The organism is Brevundimonas sp. (assembly GCF_041919755.1).
Taxonomy (GTDB): domain Bacteria; phylum Pseudomonadota; class Alphaproteobacteria; order Caulobacterales; family Caulobacteraceae; genus Brevundimonas.
Window position 1 is genome coordinate 57,147 of sequence record NZ_JAYRTD010000011.1, and the last position, 21,279, is coordinate 78,425.

At 66.5% G+C, this 21,279-nt stretch carries 14 protein-coding genes and 1 tRNA gene; 6 read left to right on the forward strand and 9 right to left on the reverse strand.

Annotated features, from left to right (window positions below):
• Window position 1: 1 nt before the first annotated feature.
• Window positions 2-2,359, forward strand: a complete 2,358-nt coding sequence (locus tag ACE3TH_RS12610) for a glucan 1,4-alpha-glucosidase (protein WP_374600140.1) — start codon at window positions 2-4, stop codon at window positions 2,357-2,359.
• 147 nt (window positions 2,360-2,506) lie between these two features.
• Here the strand turns inward: ACE3TH_RS12610 and ACE3TH_RS12615 are convergent, their stop codons facing one another.
• A complete protein-coding gene (locus ACE3TH_RS12615) occupies window positions 2,507-5,821 on the reverse strand; it encodes an amidohydrolase family protein (protein ID WP_374600142.1) in 3,315 nt (1,104 codons plus the stop codon).
• Between the two features lie 197 nt (window positions 5,822-6,018).
• Here ACE3TH_RS12615 and ACE3TH_RS12620 point away from each other — a divergent pair, with 197 nt between their 5' ends.
• The 3 genes from ACE3TH_RS12620 to ACE3TH_RS12630 all read left to right on the forward strand — a co-directional run bounded on the left by ACE3TH_RS12620 (window position 6,019) and on the right by ACE3TH_RS12630 (window position 8,886).
• Complete coding sequence (locus tag ACE3TH_RS12620) at window positions 6,019-6,687, forward strand: DUF305 domain-containing protein (RefSeq protein ID WP_374600144.1); 669 nt, start codon at window positions 6,019-6,021, stop codon at window positions 6,685-6,687.
• A gap of 24 nt (window positions 6,688-6,711) precedes the next feature.
• Complete coding sequence (locus tag ACE3TH_RS12625; RefSeq protein WP_374600145.1) at window positions 6,712-8,553, forward strand: LVIVD repeat-containing protein; 1,842 nt, start codon at window positions 6,712-6,714, stop codon at window positions 8,551-8,553.
• Between the two features lie 102 nt (window positions 8,554-8,655).
• Complete coding sequence (locus ACE3TH_RS12630; protein WP_374600147.1) at window positions 8,656-8,886, forward strand: hypothetical protein; 231 nt, start codon at window positions 8,656-8,658, stop codon at window positions 8,884-8,886.
• Here the strand turns inward: ACE3TH_RS12630 and ACE3TH_RS12635 are convergent.
• Window positions 8,883-9,236: a DMT family protein gene (locus ACE3TH_RS12635; protein ID WP_374600149.1), complete on the reverse strand. Its 354-nt coding sequence runs from the start codon at window positions 9,234-9,236 to the stop codon at window positions 8,883-8,885. The genes ACE3TH_RS12630 and ACE3TH_RS12635 overlap by 4 nt on opposite strands.
• 61 nt (window positions 9,237-9,297) lie before the next feature.
• Here ACE3TH_RS12635 and ACE3TH_RS12640 point away from each other — a divergent pair.
• Window positions 9,298-9,373 (forward strand) — tRNA-Thr (locus tag ACE3TH_RS12640).
• A 62-nt stretch (window positions 9,374-9,435) separates the two neighbouring features.
• Here ACE3TH_RS12640 and ACE3TH_RS12645 read toward each other — a convergent pair.
• The 3 genes from ACE3TH_RS12645 to ACE3TH_RS12655 all read right to left on the reverse strand — a co-directional run bounded on the left by ACE3TH_RS12645 (window position 9,436) and on the right by ACE3TH_RS12655 (window position 14,513).
• Entirely contained in the window at window positions 9,436-12,270 is a 2,835-nt protein-coding gene (locus ACE3TH_RS12645; protein WP_374600150.1) for a M16 family metallopeptidase, read from the reverse strand.
• A gap of 99 nt (window positions 12,271-12,369) precedes the next feature.
• On the reverse strand, window positions 12,370-14,238 hold the full coding sequence (locus ACE3TH_RS12650; RefSeq protein WP_374600152.1) for a ferrous iron transporter B: 1,869 nt from the start codon (window positions 14,236-14,238) through the stop codon (window positions 12,370-12,372).
• Window positions 14,238-14,513 (reverse strand): ferrous iron transport protein A, encoded by a 276-nt coding sequence (locus ACE3TH_RS12655; RefSeq protein WP_374600154.1) that lies wholly within the window; start codon window positions 14,511-14,513, stop codon window positions 14,238-14,240. Before ACE3TH_RS12655 ends, ACE3TH_RS12650 begins: the two co-directional genes overlap by 1 nt.
• 150 nt (window positions 14,514-14,663) lie before the next feature.
• On the opposite strand from ACE3TH_RS12655, the gene ACE3TH_RS12660 reads away from it, so the two are divergent.
• Window positions 14,664-15,203 carry a cytochrome c family protein gene (locus tag ACE3TH_RS12660; RefSeq protein WP_374600156.1) on the forward strand — a complete coding sequence of 180 codons (540 nt, stop codon included), beginning with the start codon at window positions 14,664-14,666 and terminating at the stop codon, window positions 15,201-15,203.
• Here ACE3TH_RS12660 and ACE3TH_RS12665 read toward each other — a convergent pair.
• From ACE3TH_RS12665 to ACE3TH_RS12680, 4 genes are all read right to left on the reverse strand, one after another.
• Entirely contained in the window at window positions 15,172-18,402 is a 3,231-nt protein-coding gene (locus ACE3TH_RS12665) for an efflux RND transporter permease subunit (RefSeq protein WP_374600224.1), read from the reverse strand. The two genes, ACE3TH_RS12660 and ACE3TH_RS12665, sit on opposite strands and share 32 nt — an antisense overlap.
• The gene (locus ACE3TH_RS12670; protein WP_374600158.1) at window positions 18,402-19,541 is read right to left on the reverse strand and encodes an efflux RND transporter periplasmic adaptor subunit; all 1,140 of its coding nucleotides are present in this window, start codon (window positions 19,539-19,541) and stop codon (window positions 18,402-18,404) included. The genes ACE3TH_RS12665 and ACE3TH_RS12670 overlap by 1 nt, the downstream gene beginning before the upstream one ends.
• 128 nt (window positions 19,542-19,669) lie before the next feature.
• Window positions 19,670-20,449, reverse strand: coding sequence for a hypothetical protein (locus tag ACE3TH_RS12675; protein ID WP_374600160.1), 780 nt, complete (start codon window positions 20,447-20,449; stop codon window positions 19,670-19,672).
• Complete coding sequence (locus tag ACE3TH_RS12680) at window positions 20,446-21,213, reverse strand: class II aldolase/adducin family protein (RefSeq protein WP_374600162.1); 768 nt, start codon at window positions 21,211-21,213, stop codon at window positions 20,446-20,448. Before ACE3TH_RS12680 ends, ACE3TH_RS12675 begins: the two co-directional genes overlap by 4 nt.
• Window positions 21,214-21,279 lie beyond the last annotated feature (66 nt).

Consider the following 21,279-nt stretch of genomic DNA (forward strand, 5'->3'; position numbering starts at 1 on the left):
CATGACCAAGTCCCTGATCCTGGCCTCCGTCGCTGCCCTAGCCCTGTGCACCGCCCCTGCCCTCGCCCAGGACCAGGCCCGCATCGCTCCCGGCGCACCCGGCGACGCCCCGACCTGGGTCAATGCCGCCAAAACCGGCGCGGGCGCGTCTTATGAGGCCTATGTCGACGGCCGCTACGCTGACGGCGGTCCAACCGGCGACGTCAGCCGCGTCTGGTTCTCCTTGGCCGATGGCGTCCTAACCGAGACCATGTACGGCCTCATCCACGAGGCCCAGATCAAACAGATGCGCTTTGCCGTCGTCACCGAAACCGGCCTGTCGGTCGAGGGGACTGACACCACCAGCCGCACCGAATACCTGCACACCGATGCCAACGGTCGCCCGCTGTCGCCGGCTTACCGGGTCATCACCACGGACAAGCAGGGCCGCTACGAGATCGAGAAGCGCATATACACCGACCCGGATCAGCAGTCCTTGGTGGTGCGCACAACGTTCAAGGCGATGCGCGGCGAGATCACGCCCTACCTGCTGCTTGAGCCCCACATCGCCAACACTGGCGTCAATGACCTCGGACAGGTCTCCCGTGATCGGCTCCATGCTTATGAAGGCTCAACGCACCTCGTCCTCAGATCTGACGCGCCTTTCGAAATGGCCACCGTCGGGTTCGTTGGCACCTCCGACGCCCTGACTGACCTGAAGGCTCACTCGCGGATCAATAACGCCTATGCCTCGACTGGCACCAGCACCGGCAATCTGATGCTGGCGGGGGCCTTGCCCGCCATCCGCGCAGGCCAAACCCTGAGCCGCGACTTCATTGTCGGCTTCGGGGACAGCGAAGTGACAGCCAGCGCAGCCGGTGAAGCCACTGTGGTAACCGGCCTCGACACCGTCCTGGCCAACTTCAACGGCGAAGGCTCCGCTGTCGGCTGGGAGGACTATATCGCCTCGCTGACAGACCTGCCGCGCATCGCCGAACAGTCCACCGACGGTGGCAAGCTGGCCTACGCCTCGGCCCTGATGCTGAAGGTGCAGGAGGATCGCACCCATGCCGGGGCTCTGATCGCCAGCCTGTCCAACCCCTGGGGCGACACGGTCGACGCGACCAACCCCTCGACGGGCTACAAGGCCGTATGGCCGCGCGACTTCTATCAGGTGGCCATGGCCATGCTGGCGCTGGGCGACACCGAGACACCGCTCGCCGCCTTCCGCTACCTGCCGCAGGTGCAGGTCCGGGCCGACACACCTGGCAATACAGGGGCCACGGGCTGGTTCCTGCAGAAGACCTGGGTCGACGGCACCATCGAATGGGTTGCCGTCCAGCTGGATCAGACCGCCATGCCCATCATGCTGGGCTACAAGCTCTGGAAGGCCGGTCTGGTCTCCGACGCCGAAATGGCCGGCATGTACACCCGCATGATCAAGCCCGCCGCCGACTTCCTGGTCGAGGGGGGGCAGCTGGGGCTGAACTGGAACGACCGCACCGTCACCCCGCCCTGGACCCAGCAGGAGCGGTGGGAAGAGCAGGAAGGCTATTCTCCCTCCACCACCGCCGCCGTGGTCGCGGGTCTGGTCACCGCCGCCGAGATCGCGCGTGCGTCCGGCGACACCACATCCGCCGAACGCTATCTGGCCACGGCCGACGACTACGCGGGCAAGATCGAAAGCCGCATGTTCACGACCGAGGGCTCGCTCGGCGACGGCAAATACTTCGTGCGCATCACCCGAAACGAGGATCCCAACGACCGCGCCCCCATCGGCGAGGCCAATGCCCAGCAAGGATTGCCAGAGGATCAGATCGTCGACGGCGGCTTCCTGGAGCTGGTCCGCTATGGCGTGCGGCCGGCCGATGCGTCCTCAATCGACGCCACCCTACCCGAATATGACGACCAGACGCGCGAGGATCGGCTGCGCGTCCGCTATGACCTGAACGGCGTCCCGGCCTGGCGGCGTTACGGCAACGACGGCTATGGCGAGAATGTCGAGACCGGCAACGGCTATGGCGTCGGCGGCATGACCCCCGGCCAGCGCGGCCGGGTCTGGCCCTTCTTCACCGGCGAGCGCGGGCACTATGACCTGGCCCTCGCCCTGCAGTCTGGCGCGCAGGATACGACGGCCATCCGCGACACCTATGTCCGCGGCATGGAATCCTTCGCCAACGGCGGCCTCCTGCTACCGGAACAGGTTTGGGACGGCGTCGGCAATCCCACGGACTATGACTATCAGCCTGGTCAGGGCACCAACTCGGCCACGCCGCTGGCCTGGACCCATGCGGAATACATCAAGCTGCTGCGCTCGCTCGCCGACCGCAAGGTCTGGGACCGCTACGATCCCGTAGCCGAGCGCTACAGCGCGAAGTAAATCTCCCTCCCCTTCAAGGGGAGGGATGTCGGCGCAAAGCGACGACAGGGTGGGGTGTGTTCAGCCGGAGCAAGACCGTGCTGCGGCTCCCCACCCGCCTTCGCCTTCGCCTCAACCACGCTCGCCATAAGGGGAGGGACAGGCCGATCAGTGACTGTCGTGGCCGTGGGTGTCGCTCTCGGTCGCCGTCGCCGACACCGCCTCGCCGTCCGCGCCCGAGAACCAGAAGGGCTGACGCGGCCGCTGGCGCGGAGCGACCTCGTTCATGCCGCTGTCGTACACGCGCCCGTTGGCGATGGTGTAGGCGATGGCCGTGGTGTTGCGGATGTTGTCCAGCGGATTTTCGTTCAGCACCACCATGTCGGCCAGCTTGCCGACCTCCAGAGAGCCCAGGTCGCGGTCCAGACCCAGACCCTTCGCCCCGTTCAGCGTGCCGGCGCGGATGACCTCCAGCGGGGCCATGCCGCCCTGGGCGAGGCTCCACATCTCCCAGTGCGCGGCCAGGCCTTCGCGCTGGCCATGAGCCCCGATCTGGACGTTGACGCCCTCGTTGGCCAAGCGTGTCGCCTCGCGCGCCACGGAGATGTGGTTCCACTCATTGTCGGGAGCAGTCACCGGACGACGCGCCCGGGCGTCCAGCTGACGGCGCGGGACATACTGGGTCAGGATCGGATCGTTCCAGACCTGGCTTTCCTGATACCAGTAGTTTTCGCCATAGCTGCCGCCATAGGCCACGACGATGGTCGGGTTGTAGGAAACGTTCGTCTGACGCCACAGCTGGTGCACGTCGTCATACAGCCGGGCCAGCGGGATCGAATGCTCGATCGTGGTGTGGCCGTCGATGATCATCGACATATTGTGTTGGTACAGCGACCCGCCTTCCGGCACGACGGACATGTTCAGCTGGCGCGCCGCCTCGATGATCTGCTGGCGCTGATCGCGGCGGGGCTGGTTGTAGCTCTTGACGCTCCACGCCCCGGCCGCCTGCATGCGACGCAGCGTGGACAGGGCGTCGTCCAGGCTGTCGATCTTGGCCGTCGCTCCGCTGGTCGCGCCATAGAGGATAGTGCCGGTCGAAAAGATGCGCGGAGCTACCACCCGCCCGGCCCGCGCCAGTTCGCTGTGGGCGAAGATTTCGCTGGTGTCGGCCGAGGGGTTGTGGATCGTCGTCACTCCAAAGGCCAACGACGCATAGTTGATCCAGCTCTGCTCCGGGATGATCTCGTCGGTGCCCATGGCCCCGTGCCAGTGGCCGTCGATGATGCCGGGCATGATGGTCTTGCCCGCCATGTCCATGACCGGCACGCCCGCCGGGACGGGGGTAGAAGCCGCCGGGCCGATGGCCTCGATCCGGTTGCCGTCGACGATGACGACCCCGTTCTCGATCACCTCGGTGCCGTTCATGGTGATCAGTCGCGCCCCGGTCAGGGCCATCCGTCCTTGCGGTTTGTCGGCGTCGGCGGTGAAGCCGATGTCGATGCCGCGCTCGTCCGGCTTGGGCAGTTCGTCCGGTGCGCCGTCCACGAAGGTGAAGGCCTGGTTCAGGTCGCGGCTGAACAGCTCCGATCCCAGCGACCATTGCAGCCGCTGTGAATCGCCCGACCAGCTCAGCCACTCGCCGGAATCGCGCGTGACGCGCGCCTGGGGCAGTGCCTTGCCATCCGTGCTGACCGCGATCGGGCGGCCCGCCGCCACGAAGGGCGCAACATAGGCATTGAACCGCTCGGTCCAGCCGATCCAGCGACCGTCCGGCGAGATCGCGAACTCATTGGCCCATTCCGACGTCAGGTGGGTCCGCTGGTCGGCACCGTCCATATTGACGGAGATCAACGTGCGCTTGTCGCCGTCGCGCCCGGTTAGGACCAGCCGCTCGCCGTCCGCCCCGAACTGCGGGCCGACACCCTCGTCCGTGATGCGCACGGCCTCCCCGCCCGAGGTCGCCACGCGATAGATGCCCGGATCACGGCTCCACAGCGCGCTGGTCAGACCGCCGCCATCGACGGTGCGATAGACGATGGTGCGCCCGTCCGGAGAGAAGGTCGGCTCGACAAAGTGGCCGGGATTCTGCGTCACCACGCGCCCCTCGCCGCCATTGGCCGACACCACGCGAACCGTGCCCAGTTCCTGATCGTCCCAGGTCGTATAGACCACCGACCGCCCGTCGCGGGACCACGCCGGATAAAGCTCGAAATGGTCTGACTGGCGCGTCAAGCGACGCGGCGTGCCCGTCGGCAGGTCGCGGATCCACAGATTGCCCAGGGCCTCGAACACCACGCGCGAGCCGTCCGGCGACGGCTTGGCCCAGCGGATCATCTTCACATCGAACTGGTCGGGAGCCACGTCCACGACGGTGCGCACCGGCTCCTGGATGCGGCGCGTGTCAGCCACATGGAAGGGGATGTCTGACACGGTGCCCGAGGCGACCTCGACCCGCTGGATCCGGCCGTCAGCCCAGAAGACGATGGAGCGGTTGTCGGGCGTCCAGCTGATCGCCGGATAGACACCGTGGATGGCCCAGGTCTCCTGAAGATCGCGATCAAGGCCAGAGAAGACCGGCGTCTCTCGCCCGGACTCGATGTCCATCACGTACAGGACTGACTGGTACCGAACCCGCCGGATGAAGGCCAGCGAGCGACCGTCCGGCGACGGTGTCGGGCGGATCGAACCGCCGGGGCCGGTCACGTAGGGCTCGATCTCGCCCGTTTCGCGGTCCAGGCGACGGATGATGTAGATCTGGCCGTTGACGTCCTTGGAGTATTCGAAGGTGTTGCCCGGTGTGGCGTCGTCGCTGAAATAGACATAGCGGCCGTCCGGCGAGAAGGCGGGCTCGCCCGTGTCCTTCTGGGGCGTGCGGCGCTCGGTCATCTGGACGCCGCCACCGCCCGAGCGGTGATACATCCACAGCTCGCCGGCCCCCAACGACCGGGCCGAGGTAAAATGCTTGCGCCCGATGACGAACTCGCCGTCCGGCGACCACTCCGGCTGGTTCAACAGACGGAAAGTCTCCTTGGACACCTGGGTCGGGTTCGATCCGTCGGCGTCCATGATCCAGATGTTGTCACCGCCCGCCCGATCCGAGGTGAAGGCGATGTGACGCCCATCCGGCGACCATTTCGGCTGCATGTCCCAGGCGATGCCGCTGGCGATAGCTCGCGCCTCCCCGCCCCCGATCGGCATTACATAGATGTCGCCCAGCAGGTCAAAGACCACGGTCTGGCCATCCGGGCTGACGTCCAGCGACATCCAGGTGCCGCGCGTCACGTCGATGGAGATGTCGCGCGACGGTCCGGGCGGGGCCTGCACGTCCCACTTGGCGTCGTCAGCCTTGTCGACATCCGCCGTCGAAGCAGCGGCGGCCGTCGCGTCCTGGACCGGCTGCGCTTCAGCAGGGGGCGGGTTCTGAGCCCACGCCGGTGCGACAAAGGACAAGGAGGCCGCCGTGGCCAGGAGCAGGCGCTTCATTCTGGTTCTTCCCCATGGATCGGGGCGTCTCCGCTCGCAATGAAACGATGCCGCGCCCTCGAACGCACAAAAGAGCATCCTTGCCCGAATGGAGTCCAGTCGGAACACGGATGATGGCCGGCCGATCAGGGCTTGCTCCGGACATCGCGCGATGCCTAACTTCGCTCGCCAAAGCCAATCGTCGGAGTCGTTCGCGCGTGAAGTCCTGTCTGGGTATCCTTCTGGCCGGTCTGATCGCGGCCCCGGCCTGGGCGCAGTCTCCTCCCATCTTCAATCCAGGCGCACCCGGCGCGCCTTCACGCATCGTTAGCGCCGCCGAAGCCGTGGCCCTGAGCCGTACGACCTTCACGCCCGGCGACGTCCAGTTCATGCAGCACATGGTCGTCCACCACGGCCAGGCGGTCGAGATGGTGGGCCTGCTGCGCGAAAAGGGCACAAATGCCAAGGTCAAGCTGATCGGCGAACGTATCGCCCTCAGCCAGGAGGCCGAGATCGAGCTGATGCGCAACTGGCTGGCCGATCGCGGCCAGGCCCAGACCATGACCGACATGCATGCAGGCCATGCGGGCATGAACCACGCCGCTCATGCGGGACACGCGATGGCCGCGTCCGACACGCCGATCATGCCCGGCATGCTGTCGCCCGACCAAATGCAGACCCTGGCGGCCGCGAACGGCCCAGAGTTCGACCGCCTGTTTCTCCAAGGCATGATCCAGCACCATCAGGGTGCGCTGGATATGGTCGACGACCTGTTGGCCCAGCCGAATGCGGCCCAGGATCCGATGCTGTCGGACTTCGCCTCGTCCGTCGTCGCCGATCAGTCGGCGGAAATCCTGCGCATGCAATCCCTTCTGTCCGATCTCTGACGTCACCTGTTCGAAAGCGCCGCCATGACCCTCCGCCGCCCCCTGCTCTCCTCCGCCGCCGCCCTGTGTCTGTTGATGGGAGCTAGCGCGGCATCTGCACAGGCTCCGGCCGCTGCGTCTCCCCAGACGGTTCAGGCCGATGCGCGGACCGCACTGACCGGCGGGCTTCGCGACGCTGCCGAAGCCGCCTCCGGTCTGACGCTGGAACACAGCCTGGCCCCGCCGCCCGGCTTCTTCGATCCCGAGGCCCTCGTCGCCATGCCGGCCAACGAGGAAGAAGCCCGCGCCTTTGCCGCCCGCATGCGCGACAATCCCCCGCGCTACGGTCCTCTGTCGCTGGCCAACACCGACATGGCCATTTCCAACGGCAAGCTGTTCGTCGGCAATTTCAACGGCTTCAACGCCTACGATATTAGTCAGGGTGAGCCGAAACTGGTCATGTCCGTCGTCTGCCCCGGCGGTCAGGGCGACGTCTCCGTGCACGGCAATCTGCTGTTCATGTCGGTCGAACAGAATCGCGCCCGACTGGACTGCGGCACGACCGAGGCGACGGGCGACGTCAATGCCGAACGTTTCCGCGGCATCCGCATCTTCGACATCTCCGACCTGAACGCCCCGCGCCAGATCGCGGCGGTCCAGACCTGCCGCGGCTCGCACACCCACACCCTGGTACCGGACCCCAGCGACACCAATGTCCTGTACATCTACAACTCCGCGACTTCGGGCGTGCGCAAGACCGACGAGCTGGGCATCTGCACCGATGGTCAGCCGGACACCAATCCCGAAACGGCCCTCTATTCCATCGACGTCATCAAGGTGCCGCTGAACGCGCCCGAGACCGCGGCCATCGTCAACCGCCCGCGCATCTTCGCCGACCGCGAGACGGGGCGGATCGCCGGCCTGTGGCAGGGCGGACGCGCGGGCGTCTCCAGCCAGCGCACGGCCCAGACCAACCACTGCCATGACATCACCGTCTATCCCGAACTGGGCCTGGCGGCGGGGGCCTGCAGCGGCAACGGCATCCTGCTGGATATCTCCGATCCCCAGAACCCGGCCCGGATCGACGAGCTGTTCGATCCCGACATGGCTTATTGGCACTCGGCCAACTTCAGCAACAGCGGCGACAAGGTCGTCTTCACCGACGAATGGGGCGGTGGCACCAGCGCCCGCTGCCGGGCCGAAGACCCGGCCAACTGGGGGGCCAATCTGGTCGCCAATCTGAAGGATCGCCAGCTGGAGGGTCAGAGCTTTCACAAACTGCCCTCGGTGCAGGGCCGCACCGAGAATTGCGTCGCGCACAACGGTTCGCTGATTCCCGTTCCTGGCCGCGATCTGATGGTTCAGGCCTGGTACCAGGGCGGCATCTCGATCATGGACTTCACCGACGCCAGCCGGCCCGTCGAGATCGCCTATTTCGACCGCGGGCCGATCAACCCTGAGCGCCTGGTCGTCGGCGGTTCCTGGTCGGCCTACTGGTTCAACGGCCGTATCTATTCCAGCGAGATTGCGCGCGGCCTTGATGTCCTGAAACTGGTTCCCAGCGACCAGTTGTCTGCCGCCGAGATCGCCGTGGCCGAGGCCGTGATGATCGCCGAGAACAACCCCCAGACCCAGACCCGCATCACCTGGCAGGACAGCCCCGAGGTGGCTCAGGTCTATATCGACCAACTGGCCCGCTCTACGGCCGTTGACGCCGCCTTGCTGGCCCAGGCCCGCACCGCCGTCGATCAGTGGAAGGCCGGCGGCACCTCGGCATCATCGGCCGAAACGATCGCGGCCCTGACGGCTGCTGCCGAGAAGGCTTCGGCTCCCGATGCCGCGCGCATGACGGCCCTGGCTGGCCTGCTGCAACGGCGCAGCGCCTGAGGCCACACGACCGCTCACGCGGCGATGACGATATCGCGTTCGCGGCGCTGGAACCGACCGTTCCAGCGCCCGTTCTCCGCGCCTGTATCGGAGAAAGTGCGCGTGTTTTCATACTTCTGCATCGTCAACACCCCGGGTCGGCCGGACAGCGAGATCAGTGTCCTCGCCGCCGATGACGACACCTCTGCGCGTTTGGCCATGGCCGATCTGGCCGCCCAGTGGCCAGGTTACGAAACCATCTGCCTGTACCAGGGCGAGCGCCCCGTGGCCGTACTGGGTAACCCCCGCATGGGCCTGGCGGCCGACGGTCTGGAGCTCAGCGTCGCGGCCTAGAGCGGCCCTCTGAATATGAACCACGCCCCGGCGATGATCAGGGCAAACCCGACCGCATGGTTCATGGTCAGCTTTTCGCCAAGGAAGCTGACGGAAAAGACGGCGAAGACGATCAGGGTGATCACCTCCTGCATCGTCTTCAGCTCCGCCGTCGAATAGACCGCATGGCCGATGCGGTTGGCCGGCACCGCTAGACAGTATTCGAACAGCGCAATGCCCCAGCTGACGATGACCACCAGCCACAGGGGCTTCGACCCGAACTTCAAGTGTCCGTACCAGGCAAAGGTCATGAAGATGTTCGACGCGACCAGCATCAGGACCGGCGCGATGTGGGCGAATGACAGCGGCATGAAAACCCCGGCTTGCGTTAGAGCCCTTGCGCCATCATAAGGACCGCCGCGTCAAGCGGACGCCGGCTTAGCTCAGTTGGTAGAGCGCCAGTTTTGTAAACTGGATGTCGCGGGTTCGATTCCTGCAGCCGGCACCATCGCCCCCGCTTCGACGACCCGACCCTGAGGCCGGATCGTCGAAAGTCAGAAGCTTCAGCGTCTACTGAATCGACCGCTCCTCGACCGGCAGGCCCAGCGCCTCCAGCTGAGGCCGCACGACCGAGGCATCCCCCACGACGACCCAGACGAACTGATCGGGCTTGATGATCCGGCGCGCCTCGGCATCCAGCTGTTCAGCGGTCAAGGCACGGGTGCGGCTGGCCAGGGTGGCCTGATAGTCGTCCGGACGACCGTACAGAGCGTTGGAACGCAGAGCCCCCAGGATGGCGCCCGACGTCTCGAACCCGCCCGCCAGAGAACGGGTGTTGCCGTTGATCGTCCGCTCCAGCTCCGAAGGCGTGACGCCGTCGGTCTGCAGGAAGCGGTCGTACTGGGCGATCAGGGCCGCGATCGACTCGCCCGTGCGGTTGGCCTGAACCGGAGCGTTCACGATATAGGGCACGCGATGCTCCAGCGGCGTCACCCCGCCCCGTACGCCATAGGACCAGCCCTTGGTTTCGCGCAGGTCGGAGTTGATGCGGGATAGAAAGTCCGAACCCAGGGTTACATTGGCCGCATTGAGCGCCAGCAGATCGTCCGTCCCCGACACCGGCAGCACGGCCCCGCCATAGATCAGCGACTGAGGCGACTGCGGGCGGTCGATCAGGACCACGCGGCTGGTCGTGGCCGGAACGGTCGCGGCGAACTCCTTGGTGCCCTTCGGTGCCGAAGGGGCCCGCCAGTCGCCGAAGGCCGCTTCCAGCTGCGGCGTCACCTGCGAGAGCGGAAGATCCGATACGACGAAGATCGTCGCATTATCCGGCCGGACCCAGGCGGCATGTGTGGCGACCAGATCATCGCGCGTCAGGGCCGTCAGGCTGGCCTCATCGCCCGAGCCGGTGAAAGACCGACCATAGGGGCTGTCCGCGCCATAGATCAGCGGTGGCAGGGCGCGCGCAGCGATGGCCCCCGGGTTGGTCCGCTCGCTGGCCAGGCCCGACAGGCGTGACGCGCGGATTCGCTCCACTTCCGACGGGGCAAATGCCGGGTTACGCACGACATCGGCCAGCAGCGTCAGCGACGGCGTCAGATTGGCGGTGACGACGGACAGGTCCGCCGAAGTCCGGTCCATCGACGCCCCGACGTTGATCGAGGCTCCGAGACGCTCCTCCTCCTCGGCCAGCTGATTGGCGTCGCGGCTGGTGGTGCCTTCGTCCAGAAGGTCCAGCATCATGGCCTGGGCACCCAGACGATCGGCGCTGTCGGCCGCGTAGCCTGCGTCGAAGTCGATCCCCACGCGCGTCACAGGAACGGTATCGACCTGGGCGTAGACGACCTTGACCCCGTTCGACAGGGTTGTGCGCTCGACGGCCGGGAACTCCAGGTCGGGCACCTGGCCGATCGTCGGCATCGGATCGCGGGCCACGCGCTGGATTTCAGTGGCTGGTACGGGCGTCGCGCCTGAAGGCGTCGCGGCGGCCTCGACATAGGCTTCGCGCTCGCCGGGCGCGATGGTCATGTCGAAGACCGGACGCGTCAGCCAGCGCTGCATGGCCGTCTTCACCTCGGCCGGCGTGACCGATGCGTAGGTCGCCAGTTCTTTCTTGTAGAAGTCGGGATCGCCCGCATACAGCTGACCCTCGGCCAGGACGTTGGCCTTGCCGTTGACCTGTTCCAGGCCCTGAATGCGGCTGGAAACATAACGTGTGGCGACGCGCGCGACCTCTTCCTCGGTCGGACCGTTGGCGATGAAGTCGGCGACGATGGCGTCCAGACGACGTCCCACCTCGGCGGCATCCTGGCCCGGCTTCACATCCACGGAAATGTCGAAGATGCCGACCCGGTGGAACTCCGACATCGAAGCCGACGCCGAAACGGCCGACTGCTCGCCACGGACCAGTTGATTGTCCAGCCGCGAGGACGCCAGCCCGCCCAGCACGGACGCCGCGACCGACAGGGGCACGGCATCGTCACTCAGCATGCCGGGCACGGCCCAGCTGCGGGTCAGGCGGGTATTGGCCACACGGTCATGCATCGTGGCCACGATCGGCGCGGCCAGGGTCGGCACGTCGGCTTCAGCCGGCGTGTTCACCGGACCGCGCGGAATCTTGCCGAAGTACCGATCCACCAGGGTCCGCGCCGTGGCCTCGTCGATGTCACCTGACAGAACGACAATGGCATTGTTCGGGCCGTACTTGTCTCGAAACCAGTTGCGCACCGTCTCCAGGCTGGCTGCATCAAGATCGGCCATCGAGCCGATGGTGGAGTGGCGATACGGATGGCCCTCGGGGAACAGCGCTTCCAGCTGGGCATATTCGAAGAGGCCGTAGGGCTGGTTGTCGCCTTGGCGCTTCTCGTTCTGAACGACGCCGCGCTGAAGGTCGAGCACCTCCTGATCGACCTCGCCCAGCAGATAGCCCATGCGGTCGCTTTCCAGGAACAGGGCCTGTTCCAGCGCCGGGGTCGGCACGGTCTGGAAATAGTTGGTGCGGTCGAACCAGGTCGTGCCGTTCAGGTTCGACGGCCCCAGATTGCGCATCCGCCCAAGATAGCTGCCGGGTGCATTCTCCGACCCGCCGAACATCAGGTGTTCGAACAGATGGGCGAACCCGGTCGACCCGGCCGGCTCGTCTTTGGAGCCGACATTGTACCAGACCGACAGCGCCACCACCGGTGCCTTGCGGTCTTCGTGAACGATGACGGTCAGGCCATTGTCCAGCTGGAATCGCTTCCAAGGAATATCGACCTCCGACACCAGTTCGGTGACCGGAGCAGCACGCAGTTGTGCGGCTTGGCTCGCGGCGCTTTCCGCCGGTGCGGCTGCACTCTGGGCAATGGCTGCAGCAGGCGAAATAACGGCCAGAATGGCGGCGACGGAGACGGCACGAAGACGCATGGGACAGTCCTTCAAAAGCGGGTCAGGGACCTTACCCAGCCGAACGCGAGACGCAATCGCTTAGCGTCTGTTTTACCGACCGATGTTCAGCTTCAGGGCCTAACCGCCACCCAAGGCCAGCGCTACGCGATAGGTCACGAGAGCCGCGAGATAGGCCAAGGTGAACATGTAGACGATCATGGCCCAGGTCCATTTCAGCGAGTTGGTCTCGCGTCGCACCACGCCCAGGGTCGCCACGCACTGAGGCGCGAAGATGTACCAGGCCAGGAAGGCCAGGCCCGTGGCCAGCGACCACTGCGCCGCCAGGGTGACGCCCAGCAGGCTGGTCGCGCTCTCCGGATCGGCAACGGCATAGACGGTCCCCAGGGCGGCCACGGCTACCTCACGCGCGGCCATACCGGGGATCAGGGCGATGACCATCTGCCAGTTGAAGCCGATGGGGGCGAAGATGGGCTCCAGCGCCTTGCCGATCATCCCAGCGAAGGAATAGTCGATGGCCGGACCGGTCGCGCCCTCGGGCGGATAGGGGAAAGTCGACAGGGCCCAGACGATGATCATCAGCGGCAGGATGATCCGCCCCGCCCGCTCGATGAAGATGCGGGCGCGAAGCCACAGATTGAACATCACGCTCTTGATGTCCGGCAGCTTGTAGGCAGGCAGCTCCATCATGAAGGGCTCGACCGCGCCGCGCCAGAAGATGCGACGGATGACGAAGGACACGACCAGCGCGCTGAGAATCCCGGCCACATAGAGGCCGAACATGACCAGGCCTTGCAGGCTCAGGAAGCCCCACACCGTGTCGTTCGGAATGAAGGCCCCGATGATCAGGGTGTAGACCGGTATCCGCGCCGAACAGGTCATCAGCGGCGCGACCATGATGGTCGTCAGGCGGTCGCGCTTGTTGTCGATCACCCGCGCCGCCATCACGCCCGGAATGGCGCAGGCCACGCTGGACAGCAGGGGGATGAAGGCCCGGCCATGAAGGCCGGCAAATCCCATGATCCGGTCCAGCAGGAAGGCCGCCCGAGCCATATAGCCCAGGTCCTCCAGCACGATGATGAACAGGAACAGGATCAGGATCTGCGGCAGGAAGACCAGCACGCTGCCCACGCCGGAGATCAGTCCGTCAACGATCAGGCTCTGCCAGATGGTATCGGGCATGATGGTCGCGACCCAGGCCCCCAGTCCACCCAGCAAACCCTCGATCCCGTCCATCAACGGCGTGGCCCAGGTGAAGACTGCCTGGAACATCACGAACAGCAGGGCTGTCAGAATCACCAGGCCCGCCACGGGGTGCAGCAGGACGGTATCGATCCGGCCCGTCAGCGTATCCGGTTGCTCCGGCGGCCTGACATAGGCCTTCATGATACGCTCGGCCTCGCGGGCATTGGCGCGCAGGCCAGAGGCATCGGGCGCGGACCAGGCGTTCTGGCCGGGCGTGGCCTTGCCCAGCGTCTCCTCGATAGCCGCCACCAGTTCGGAAATGCCCCGGCGACGCGTGGCGGTCGTCGTCACCACCGGAACGCCCAGCTCTCGCGACAGACCTTTCAGATCGATCCGCAGGCCCTGACGTTGGGCGATGTCATACATGTTGACGGCCAGGATCATGGGCCGTCCCACGGCCTTCAGCTCCAGCGCCAGACGCAGGACCAGCCGCAGATTGGTCGCATCGGCGACGCAGACCACTACGTCCGGTTCGGCCTCCCCGACCAGCTTGCCCAGGACGGCGTCGCGCGTGACCTCCTCATCCGGGCTGCGTGCGCGCAGGGAATAGGTGCCGGGCAGGTCCAGCACGGACAGGGTCCGGCCGCTGGTCGCGCGGATCAGGCCTTCCTTGCGCTCGACCGTCACGCCCGCATAGTTGGCCACCTTCTGGTGCGCCCCGGTCAGGGCGTTGAACAGCGCCGTCTTGCCACTGTTGGGATTTCCGACCAGCGCGATCCGCGCCGCACGCACCGCCATATCCATCAGGCGGCCACCGCGTTGTCGAGCTGAACGGTAATGCTCGCGGCCTCGTGCCGACGCAGGGCGACACGCATGTCATCGACCTTCATGGCGATGGGGTCGCGTCCGAACAGGCCCTCGTGCAACAGCTCCACAGTCGCGCCCTCCACGAAGCCCAGCTCCAACAGACGACGCTCCAGCTCCAGCGCATGGTCCTGATGATGGCAATGTTCGCCGACCTTGATGATCACGCCGCGGTCGCCCGGACGGGCCTGACTGAGTCTTGAAGGTTGGGACATGAACGCTCTGATCGACGGGGACGCTGACGCGCCTTCAGTTGACAGTGATTATCAGGCGCGATGGGGCCACGTCCACCCCGACGCGGTGCCGCAGGTGCTTGTCGGTTCGCACGGTTGCGGTATCACCGACACATCGCCCCGGAGCCCGCCATGAACCGACCCCACACTGTCCTGATCATCAGCGGCTTGGCCCTCACGACTGTGATCCTCGGTGCCTGCGGGCAGGAGGCGTCCCAGGAAGCGCCTCGCCCTTCCCGCCCCGCTCTGACGGCGGAGCAGAAGACGGCCCTGCTCGCCACCCTGCCCGCGCCCTACAACGCTGCCGATCTCGCCAATGGCCAGCGCGTCTTCGCCCGCTGCCGCTCCTGCCACACGATCACCGAAGGCGGGCCGAACATGACGGGCCCGAACCTGTACGGCGTCTTCGGTCGAGCGGCCGGTGCGGCCGAAGGCTACAACTATTCCACCGCCGTCAAACAGGCGGGCTTCGTCTGGGACGCGGATCATCTGAACAACTGGCTGGAAAACCCGCGCACCTTCCTGAAGGGCACGAAGATGAGCTTTGCGGGCATTCCCGACGCCACCGACCGCCGTGACGTCATCGCCTTCCTGAAGGTGGAGACGGGCTATGCGCCCGCCCCCGCTTCGGTGACTGCGCCTACTCCGCCGGAGCCGGCGACGCGCCCCTGACCTCTTCCGCCTCCCACGCCTCAATCCGGCGGGCCGTATATTCCGGCGACTTGGTAAAGCGCGCCAACACCCCATAGATCACTGGCACGACGAACAGGGTCAGGACGGTGGCAAAGATGGCACCCGAGAAGATCACCACGCCGATAGTCTGACGGCTTCCCGCGCCCGCACCCTGCCACAGCGCCAGAGGCAGGGCGCCGAAGGCGGTGGCGATGGACGTCATGATGATGGGCCGCAGACGCAGGGTCGACGATTCTATGATCGCCTCCGCGATCGACCTCCCCTGATCGCGCAGCTGATTGGCGAACTCCACAATCAGAATGCCGTTCTTGGCCGCGATCCCGATCAGGATGATCAGCCCGATCTGGGAATAGATATTCAGGCTGGAGCCCGCCATCACCAGACCGAACAGACCGCCCGCCGCCGCCAGGGGCACGGTCAGCATGATTACCGCCGGCGTGATCCAGCTCTCGAACTGGGCCGCCAGCACCAGGAACACCAGCAACAGCGCCAGGCCAAAGGCCGCGGCGACGGCGCCGCCCGCCTCCTGCTGATCGCGTGCCGCCCCGCCCCACTGGGTCGCGACAACGCCCTGCGGCTGTTCGCTGGCGACGCGGTCGAGGAACTCGGTCGCATCCGCGATGGTGGTGCCGGGGTTCAGGTCCGCCGAGAGGCTGATGGAGCGCTGGCGGTCCAGGCGACGGCGGTCGGGCGTATCGCCCGAGGTCTGGGTCGTGACGACGGCGGACAGGGGCACCAACTGGCCACTGCCGGTCGCGACATACAGGCTTTCCAGATCCTCGACCGTCCGGCGGTTGTCGCGCTCGGTCTGAAGGATGACGTCATACTCCTGCCCGCCGCGCAGATAGGTGGTGGCGCGCCGCGAGCCGAACATGGTCTCGAGCGTGCGCCCGATCGCCTGGGACGACACGCCCAGCGCCGCCGCCTTCTCCGGATCGACGTCGACCAGCAGACGCGGCGAGTTCGGCTCATAGTTCAGGCGCGGGCGCGAGAAGCCTGGGTTTTCCAGCGACGCGGCCAGCACGGGCTGCAGCCAGTTGTAGATGTCCTGATATTCCGACCCCGTCACGATCATCTCGACCGAGTTGGAGTTGCCGCCGCCGCGCTGGAAGGCACCCGGCACGCTGGCGTTGACCTGGGCGTCGGTCTGGCTGCGCAGCTTGCCGTTCAGTTCCTGGGCGATCTCGTCGGCGGAGCGGTCGCGCTCGGACCAGTCGGCCAAGGTCAGGTTGGCGTTTCCGGAGTTGAAGCTGCCGCCACCAAAGCCGGGGGCGGAGATCAGATAGCTGTCCGCCTCGCCGTTCGCCCGGTACTCCGCCAGGATCGGCTCAAGGCCCAGCATGATGCGGCGGGTGTAGTCGAAACCGGCGCCTTCCGGGCCCTGCACGCGAATCTGCACCCGGCCCCGATCCTCCGGCGGCACCAGTTCATTCGGCAGGGTCAGGAACATGGCCGCGGCCCCACCGCCGACCAGCAAGATGACGCCCACCACGCCGACCACGGCGATCCGCTTGCCCAGCAGGGCCTGAAGCGAGTTGCCATAGGAATTCTTCAGCTTCTCCATGGCCCAGTCGACGCGCCGGGCCACCCAGCCGCCTGTCGTGACGGGCCGCAGGATCTTGGACGCCATCATCGGCGAAAGCGTCAGAGCCAGGAAGGCCGAGAAGGCCACGGCCGCGGCGATGGCGGCCGCCAGCTCCACAAACAGCCGCCCCACATACCCCGGCAGGAACAGCAGGGGCGCGAACACGGCCAGCAGCACGATGGTGGTGGCGATGACGGCAAAGAACACCTGACGCGCGCCACGCTCGGCCGCGACCAGCGGCGGCTCGCCATGGTCCAGGCGGCGCTGGATGTTCTCGGTCACCACGATGGCGTCATCGACCACCAGGCCGATGGCCAGCACCAAGGCCAGCAGGGTCAGCAGGTTCAGCGAGAAGCCCAGCGGGGCCAGAACGATGAAGGTGGCCAGCAGGCAGATCGGGGCCACCACCGAAGGGATCAACGCGGCCCGGAACGAGCCCAGGAAGACGAAGTTGACCAGGGCCACCAGCGCCATGGAGATGCCGATGGTGATCCACACCTCATCGATGGCGTGCGAGGTGAAGACCGAGTTGTCCGATCCGACGACCAACTCGGTGCCCTCAGGCAGGCTGGCGCGCACGCTGTCCAGCAGTTCGGTCACGCCGTCGGAAATGGCCAGGTCATTGGACTGCGCCTGACGGGTGATCGCCAGACCGATCTGGTCTAGACCGTTGCCGCGGAACAGGCGGCGATCCTCTTCGGGCGCTTCCTCTACACGAGCGATGTCGCCAAGGCGGGTGACATAGGCCCCCGTGCCCTGGATAGCCGTCGAGGCCCCGCTGGGCAGGGCCGTCGCGGTCGAGGCGGCGTTGGCCGTACCGCCCGTCGTCGTCCCCGTCCCGGTCGCGGATCCGCGCGTACCTATCGGCAGCTGACGGAAGTCCTCGGCCAGGGCATAGGTCCGCGCCACACGAACGGTATAATTCTTCTCGCCGGATTCCAGCGACCCGGCCGGCAGTTCGACGTTCTGCGTCGTCAGGGCGGTCTCGACATCGGTGACAGTAAGGCCACGGGCCGCCAGAGCCGCGGCATCCAGCCAGATGCGCATCGAATAGCGCTGCTCGCCATAGATCTGCACCTGGGCGACGCCGGGCACGGTCGCCAGCTGGTCGATCAGATAGCGGTCGGCATAGTCCGTCAGCTCCAGCCGGTTCATCGACGTGGAGCGCAGGAACAGGATCATGATCGGCTGGCTGTCCGAGTCGGCCTTGGCCACTTCCGGCGGCTCGGCCTGATCCGGCAGTTGCCCCACGACCCGGCTGACCCGGTCGCGCACATCGTTGGCGGCGTCATCGATGTTGCGATCCAGCGCGAACTCGATGGAGACGCTGGAACGCCCGTCGCGGCTGGTCGAGTTGATGCGTTCGACGCCCTGAAGGCCGGCGATCTGCTGCTCGATCGGCTCGGTGATGCGACTTTCTATGACCTCGGCCGACGCCCCGGCATAGCTGGTATTGACCGACACGATGGGCGGATCGACGTCCGGCAGTTCCCGCACGGGCAAAAAGAAGAAGGCCGCCGCTCCGATCACGCACAGCACGATCGCCGCCACCGCCGCGAAGACGGGGCGGCGGACCGCCATGTCGGACAACATCATCGCGCGGCTCCCTGCGGTGCGGCGGCGGCACCCTGACGCGCCCCTCCGCGCTGGCCTCCTGCCCCGGCCACCCGAATGGGAGCATTGGGCTGGATACGGTTCAGACCCGAGGCGACGATACGGTCGCCCGCATTCAGGCCGGACAGGATTTCGACGAAGCCACCCTCGACGGCCCCCGCCTCGACCTCGACCCGCTGGGCCGTGGAGCCGTTCTCGCCGCGCGCGATGCGATAGACGAAGGCCCCCTCGCCTTCATACTGAACGGCCGCTTCCGGCGCGGCGACCGAGGTGCGCTGGCCCTGCTGGACCGCGACCCTCACGGCCATGCCGGGGCGGATACGCCCGCCGGGATTGGGGATTTCCGCCCGCGCCGTCACCGAGCGGGTCTGCTCGTTCACCCGCGTGTCGATCAGGGCGATCCGGCCGTTGAAGGTCTCGTCGCCATAGGCGTCGATGGTGGCCGTGATCGGCACACCGGGTCGCAGGACAGACAGATACCGCTCCGGAATCGGGAAATCGACGCGGACCACGTCGATGTCGTCTAGCGTCGCGATGATCCCGCCCGGATTGACCAGGGTGCCCGCCGTCACCGTGCTGAGGCCCAGCACGCCGGCAAAGGGCGCGCGGATCGTCCGATCGCCCTGACGCGCCTGCGCCGCCGCCAGCGCCGCCTGTGCCGTGGCCAGTTCGGTCTCGTATTGCTCGACCATCATGGGCGAGGCGAAGCCGCGATCGCTGAGCGTCTTGTAGCGATTGTACATGGACCGCGCCTGATCGACCTGGGCGCGCGCCTCGCCGACGCCCGCATCTTCCTCGCGGGCCTGCAACTGGACCAGAGGGGTTCCCGCCGCGACCCGCTGGCCGTCGGTGAACAGGACGCGGGTGATCAGTTCGCTGGTGGAAGAGGTGATATTGACTGACCTCCGACCGCGGGCCACGCCCAGCACGCGGATCTGGTCGCTGAACGGACGCTGGGCCACGACGGCCTCGGACACCGTCTGACCTCGTCCACCGCCCGGACCGCCCGGCCCACCCGCCTTCTCGTCACCGGCAAAGGCCATGCGCAGGACGACGGCCAGAACCATCAGAGCCAGCAACACACCGGCGGCGATCAGGAAGAAGTGGCGTTTGATCACGCGTCAGGCTCTCCGGCGGTCAGTGGGCATGCCGACTTAGCGGCTTTCGCCGTCGACGCAACTCAATGAGATGTAACGCGGACTGTTCCGGTTTCCGTCGCAGAAATGACTGAGTAAAAACGCCGCGCTCAGAACCGCCGCCACAGCCCCACTATAGGGCCGCTCGCTGCAGGCGTCTCCCGGCCCAGCACCGTCTGACGCCAGCCCGCCTGCAGGCTCCACTGGCCCATGTCGCGGACGACCGAGGTTTCGACCGACAGCCACTGCGCCCCGTCGTCGTCAGTCCGGCCGCCGAAAGCCTGGGCCAGCAGCATCCAGTTGCGGCCATAGCGCGAACCCGCCGTGGCATCGATCCGCGTCTCGTCCGGCAGGCCCTGACGCATCCGCCGCGCCACCTGCACATCCACGAACGAACTGCGCGGGCTGAACCGCCTGCCGTTGCCGTCGAACGACCGACCGACCGAGGCCCGGACCTCCCAGTCCTGATCGCCTACGCCCGGCGCGGCATAGCCCGCGTTGCGCCCCTCGCCCCCATCGGCATAGCCGCCGTACAGGCTGACCGAGGTCCGGTCGTCGCGCCAGACGCGCCAGGTCACCCCGACCTCCAGCGGCCCGCGCCCTTCGTAGTCCACGAATGCGTCCTCGCCCGACTGCCAGTCGCCCTTGAACTGAAACGTCAGCGTGTCCGTCAGCCCATATTCGATGAAGGCGCCCAGGGCCGTGTCGCGCCGGTCCGCCGGCAGATCGACCGGGTTACCATCAGGGTCGAACCCCTGATCGGCCCGCATCTCCTCGAATTTGACGATGATCTGACCCTGGCCCTTCGGCTGGGTCCACGGACCGGCCAGACACGGCGTCGCCACCGCAAGGGCTGCGACCCCGATCCATAGCCCCCCGGCCGATGTCACGCGTCGTAGCCCGGCGACTTTCGATCCAGCATCCGCAGGGCTCCGGGCCAGGCCAGAGACGAGATGAAGCCGATCCCCTTGCCCTGTTCCTTCGTCTCTTCCTGCGCGGCGTCGGGGGCCATCAGGACATGGTCGCGTCCCCCCGATAGTGCCGCCACCTGCTGGGCGCAGGCCCGCTCCAGGAAGAACATCCCGACCCAGGCCGCCGCCGCCGTCTGGCCCACTGCCAGAGTGCCGTGGTTGCGCAGCAGCATCAGGGGCTTGTCGCCCAGGTCGGCGACCAGTCGCTCGCGCTCGTCGTGGTTCAGCGCCAGGCCTTCATAGCCGTGATAGGCCACCTGATGCTGCAACAGGCAGGCATTCTGGCCGATGGGCAGCAGCCCTTCCGCCTGCGCGGCCACGCCCACGCCCGCCACCGTATGCAGGTGGATGACGAACTTGGCATCGTCTCGCGCGCCGTGGATGGCCGAATGGATGGTGAAGCCCGCTGGATTGATGAAGCTGGTCGTGTCCTGAACGATGTTGCCGTCCAGATCGACCTTCACCAGCGACGAGGCCGTGATCTCCTCGAAATACCAGCCATATGGGTTGATCAGGAAGTGATGCTCCGGCCCGGGCACCCGCGCCGAAATGTGGGTGAAGATCATGTCGTCCCAGCCATGCAGGGCGACCAGACGATACAGCGCCGCCAGCTCGACGCGGGTCTGCCACTCCTCTGCGGACACCCGGGATTTCAGGGACTGGACGGCGGTTCCATCGGCCATGACAGCGTTTCCTTATCGACGTTCAACCCACGGTCGCCTTCATCCTGCGCGGCGTCAAGATTCAGC

Bases quoted from the DNA above. Each gene is read 5' to 3' on its own strand.
- ACE3TH_RS12610 (WP_374600140.1), top strand. From the start codon at position 2: ATGACCAAGTCCCTGATCCTGGCCTCCGTCGCTGCCCTAGCCCTGTGC.
- ACE3TH_RS12615 (WP_374600142.1), bottom strand. From the start codon at position 5,821: ATGAAGCGCCTGCTCCTGGCCACGGCGGCCTCCTTGTCCTTTGTCGCA.
- ACE3TH_RS12625 (WP_374600145.1), top strand. From the start codon at position 6,712: ATGACCCTCCGCCGCCCCCTGCTCTCCTCCGCCGCCGCCCTGTGTCTG.
- ACE3TH_RS12635 (WP_374600149.1), bottom strand. From the start codon at position 9,236: ATGCCGCTGTCATTCGCCCACATCGCGCCGGTCCTGATGCTGGTCGCG.
- ACE3TH_RS12645 (WP_374600150.1), bottom strand. From the start codon at position 12,270: ATGCGTCTTCGTGCCGTCTCCGTCGCCGCCATTCTGGCCGTTATTTCG.
- ACE3TH_RS12650 (WP_374600152.1), bottom strand. From the start codon at position 14,238: ATGGATATGGCGGTGCGTGCGGCGCGGATCGCGCTGGTCGGAAATCCC.
- ACE3TH_RS12655 (WP_374600154.1), bottom strand. From the start codon at position 14,513: ATGTCCCAACCTTCAAGACTCAGTCAGGCCCGTCCGGGCGACCGCGGC.
- ACE3TH_RS12660 (WP_374600156.1), top strand. From the start codon at position 14,664: ATGAACCGACCCCACACTGTCCTGATCATCAGCGGCTTGGCCCTCACG.
- ACE3TH_RS12665 (WP_374600224.1), bottom strand. From the start codon at position 18,402: ATGTTGTCCGACATGGCGGTCCGCCGCCCCGTCTTCGCGGCGGTGGCG.
- ACE3TH_RS12680 (WP_374600162.1), bottom strand. From the start codon at position 21,213: ATGGCCGATGGAACCGCCGTCCAGTCCCTGAAATCCCGGGTGTCCGCA.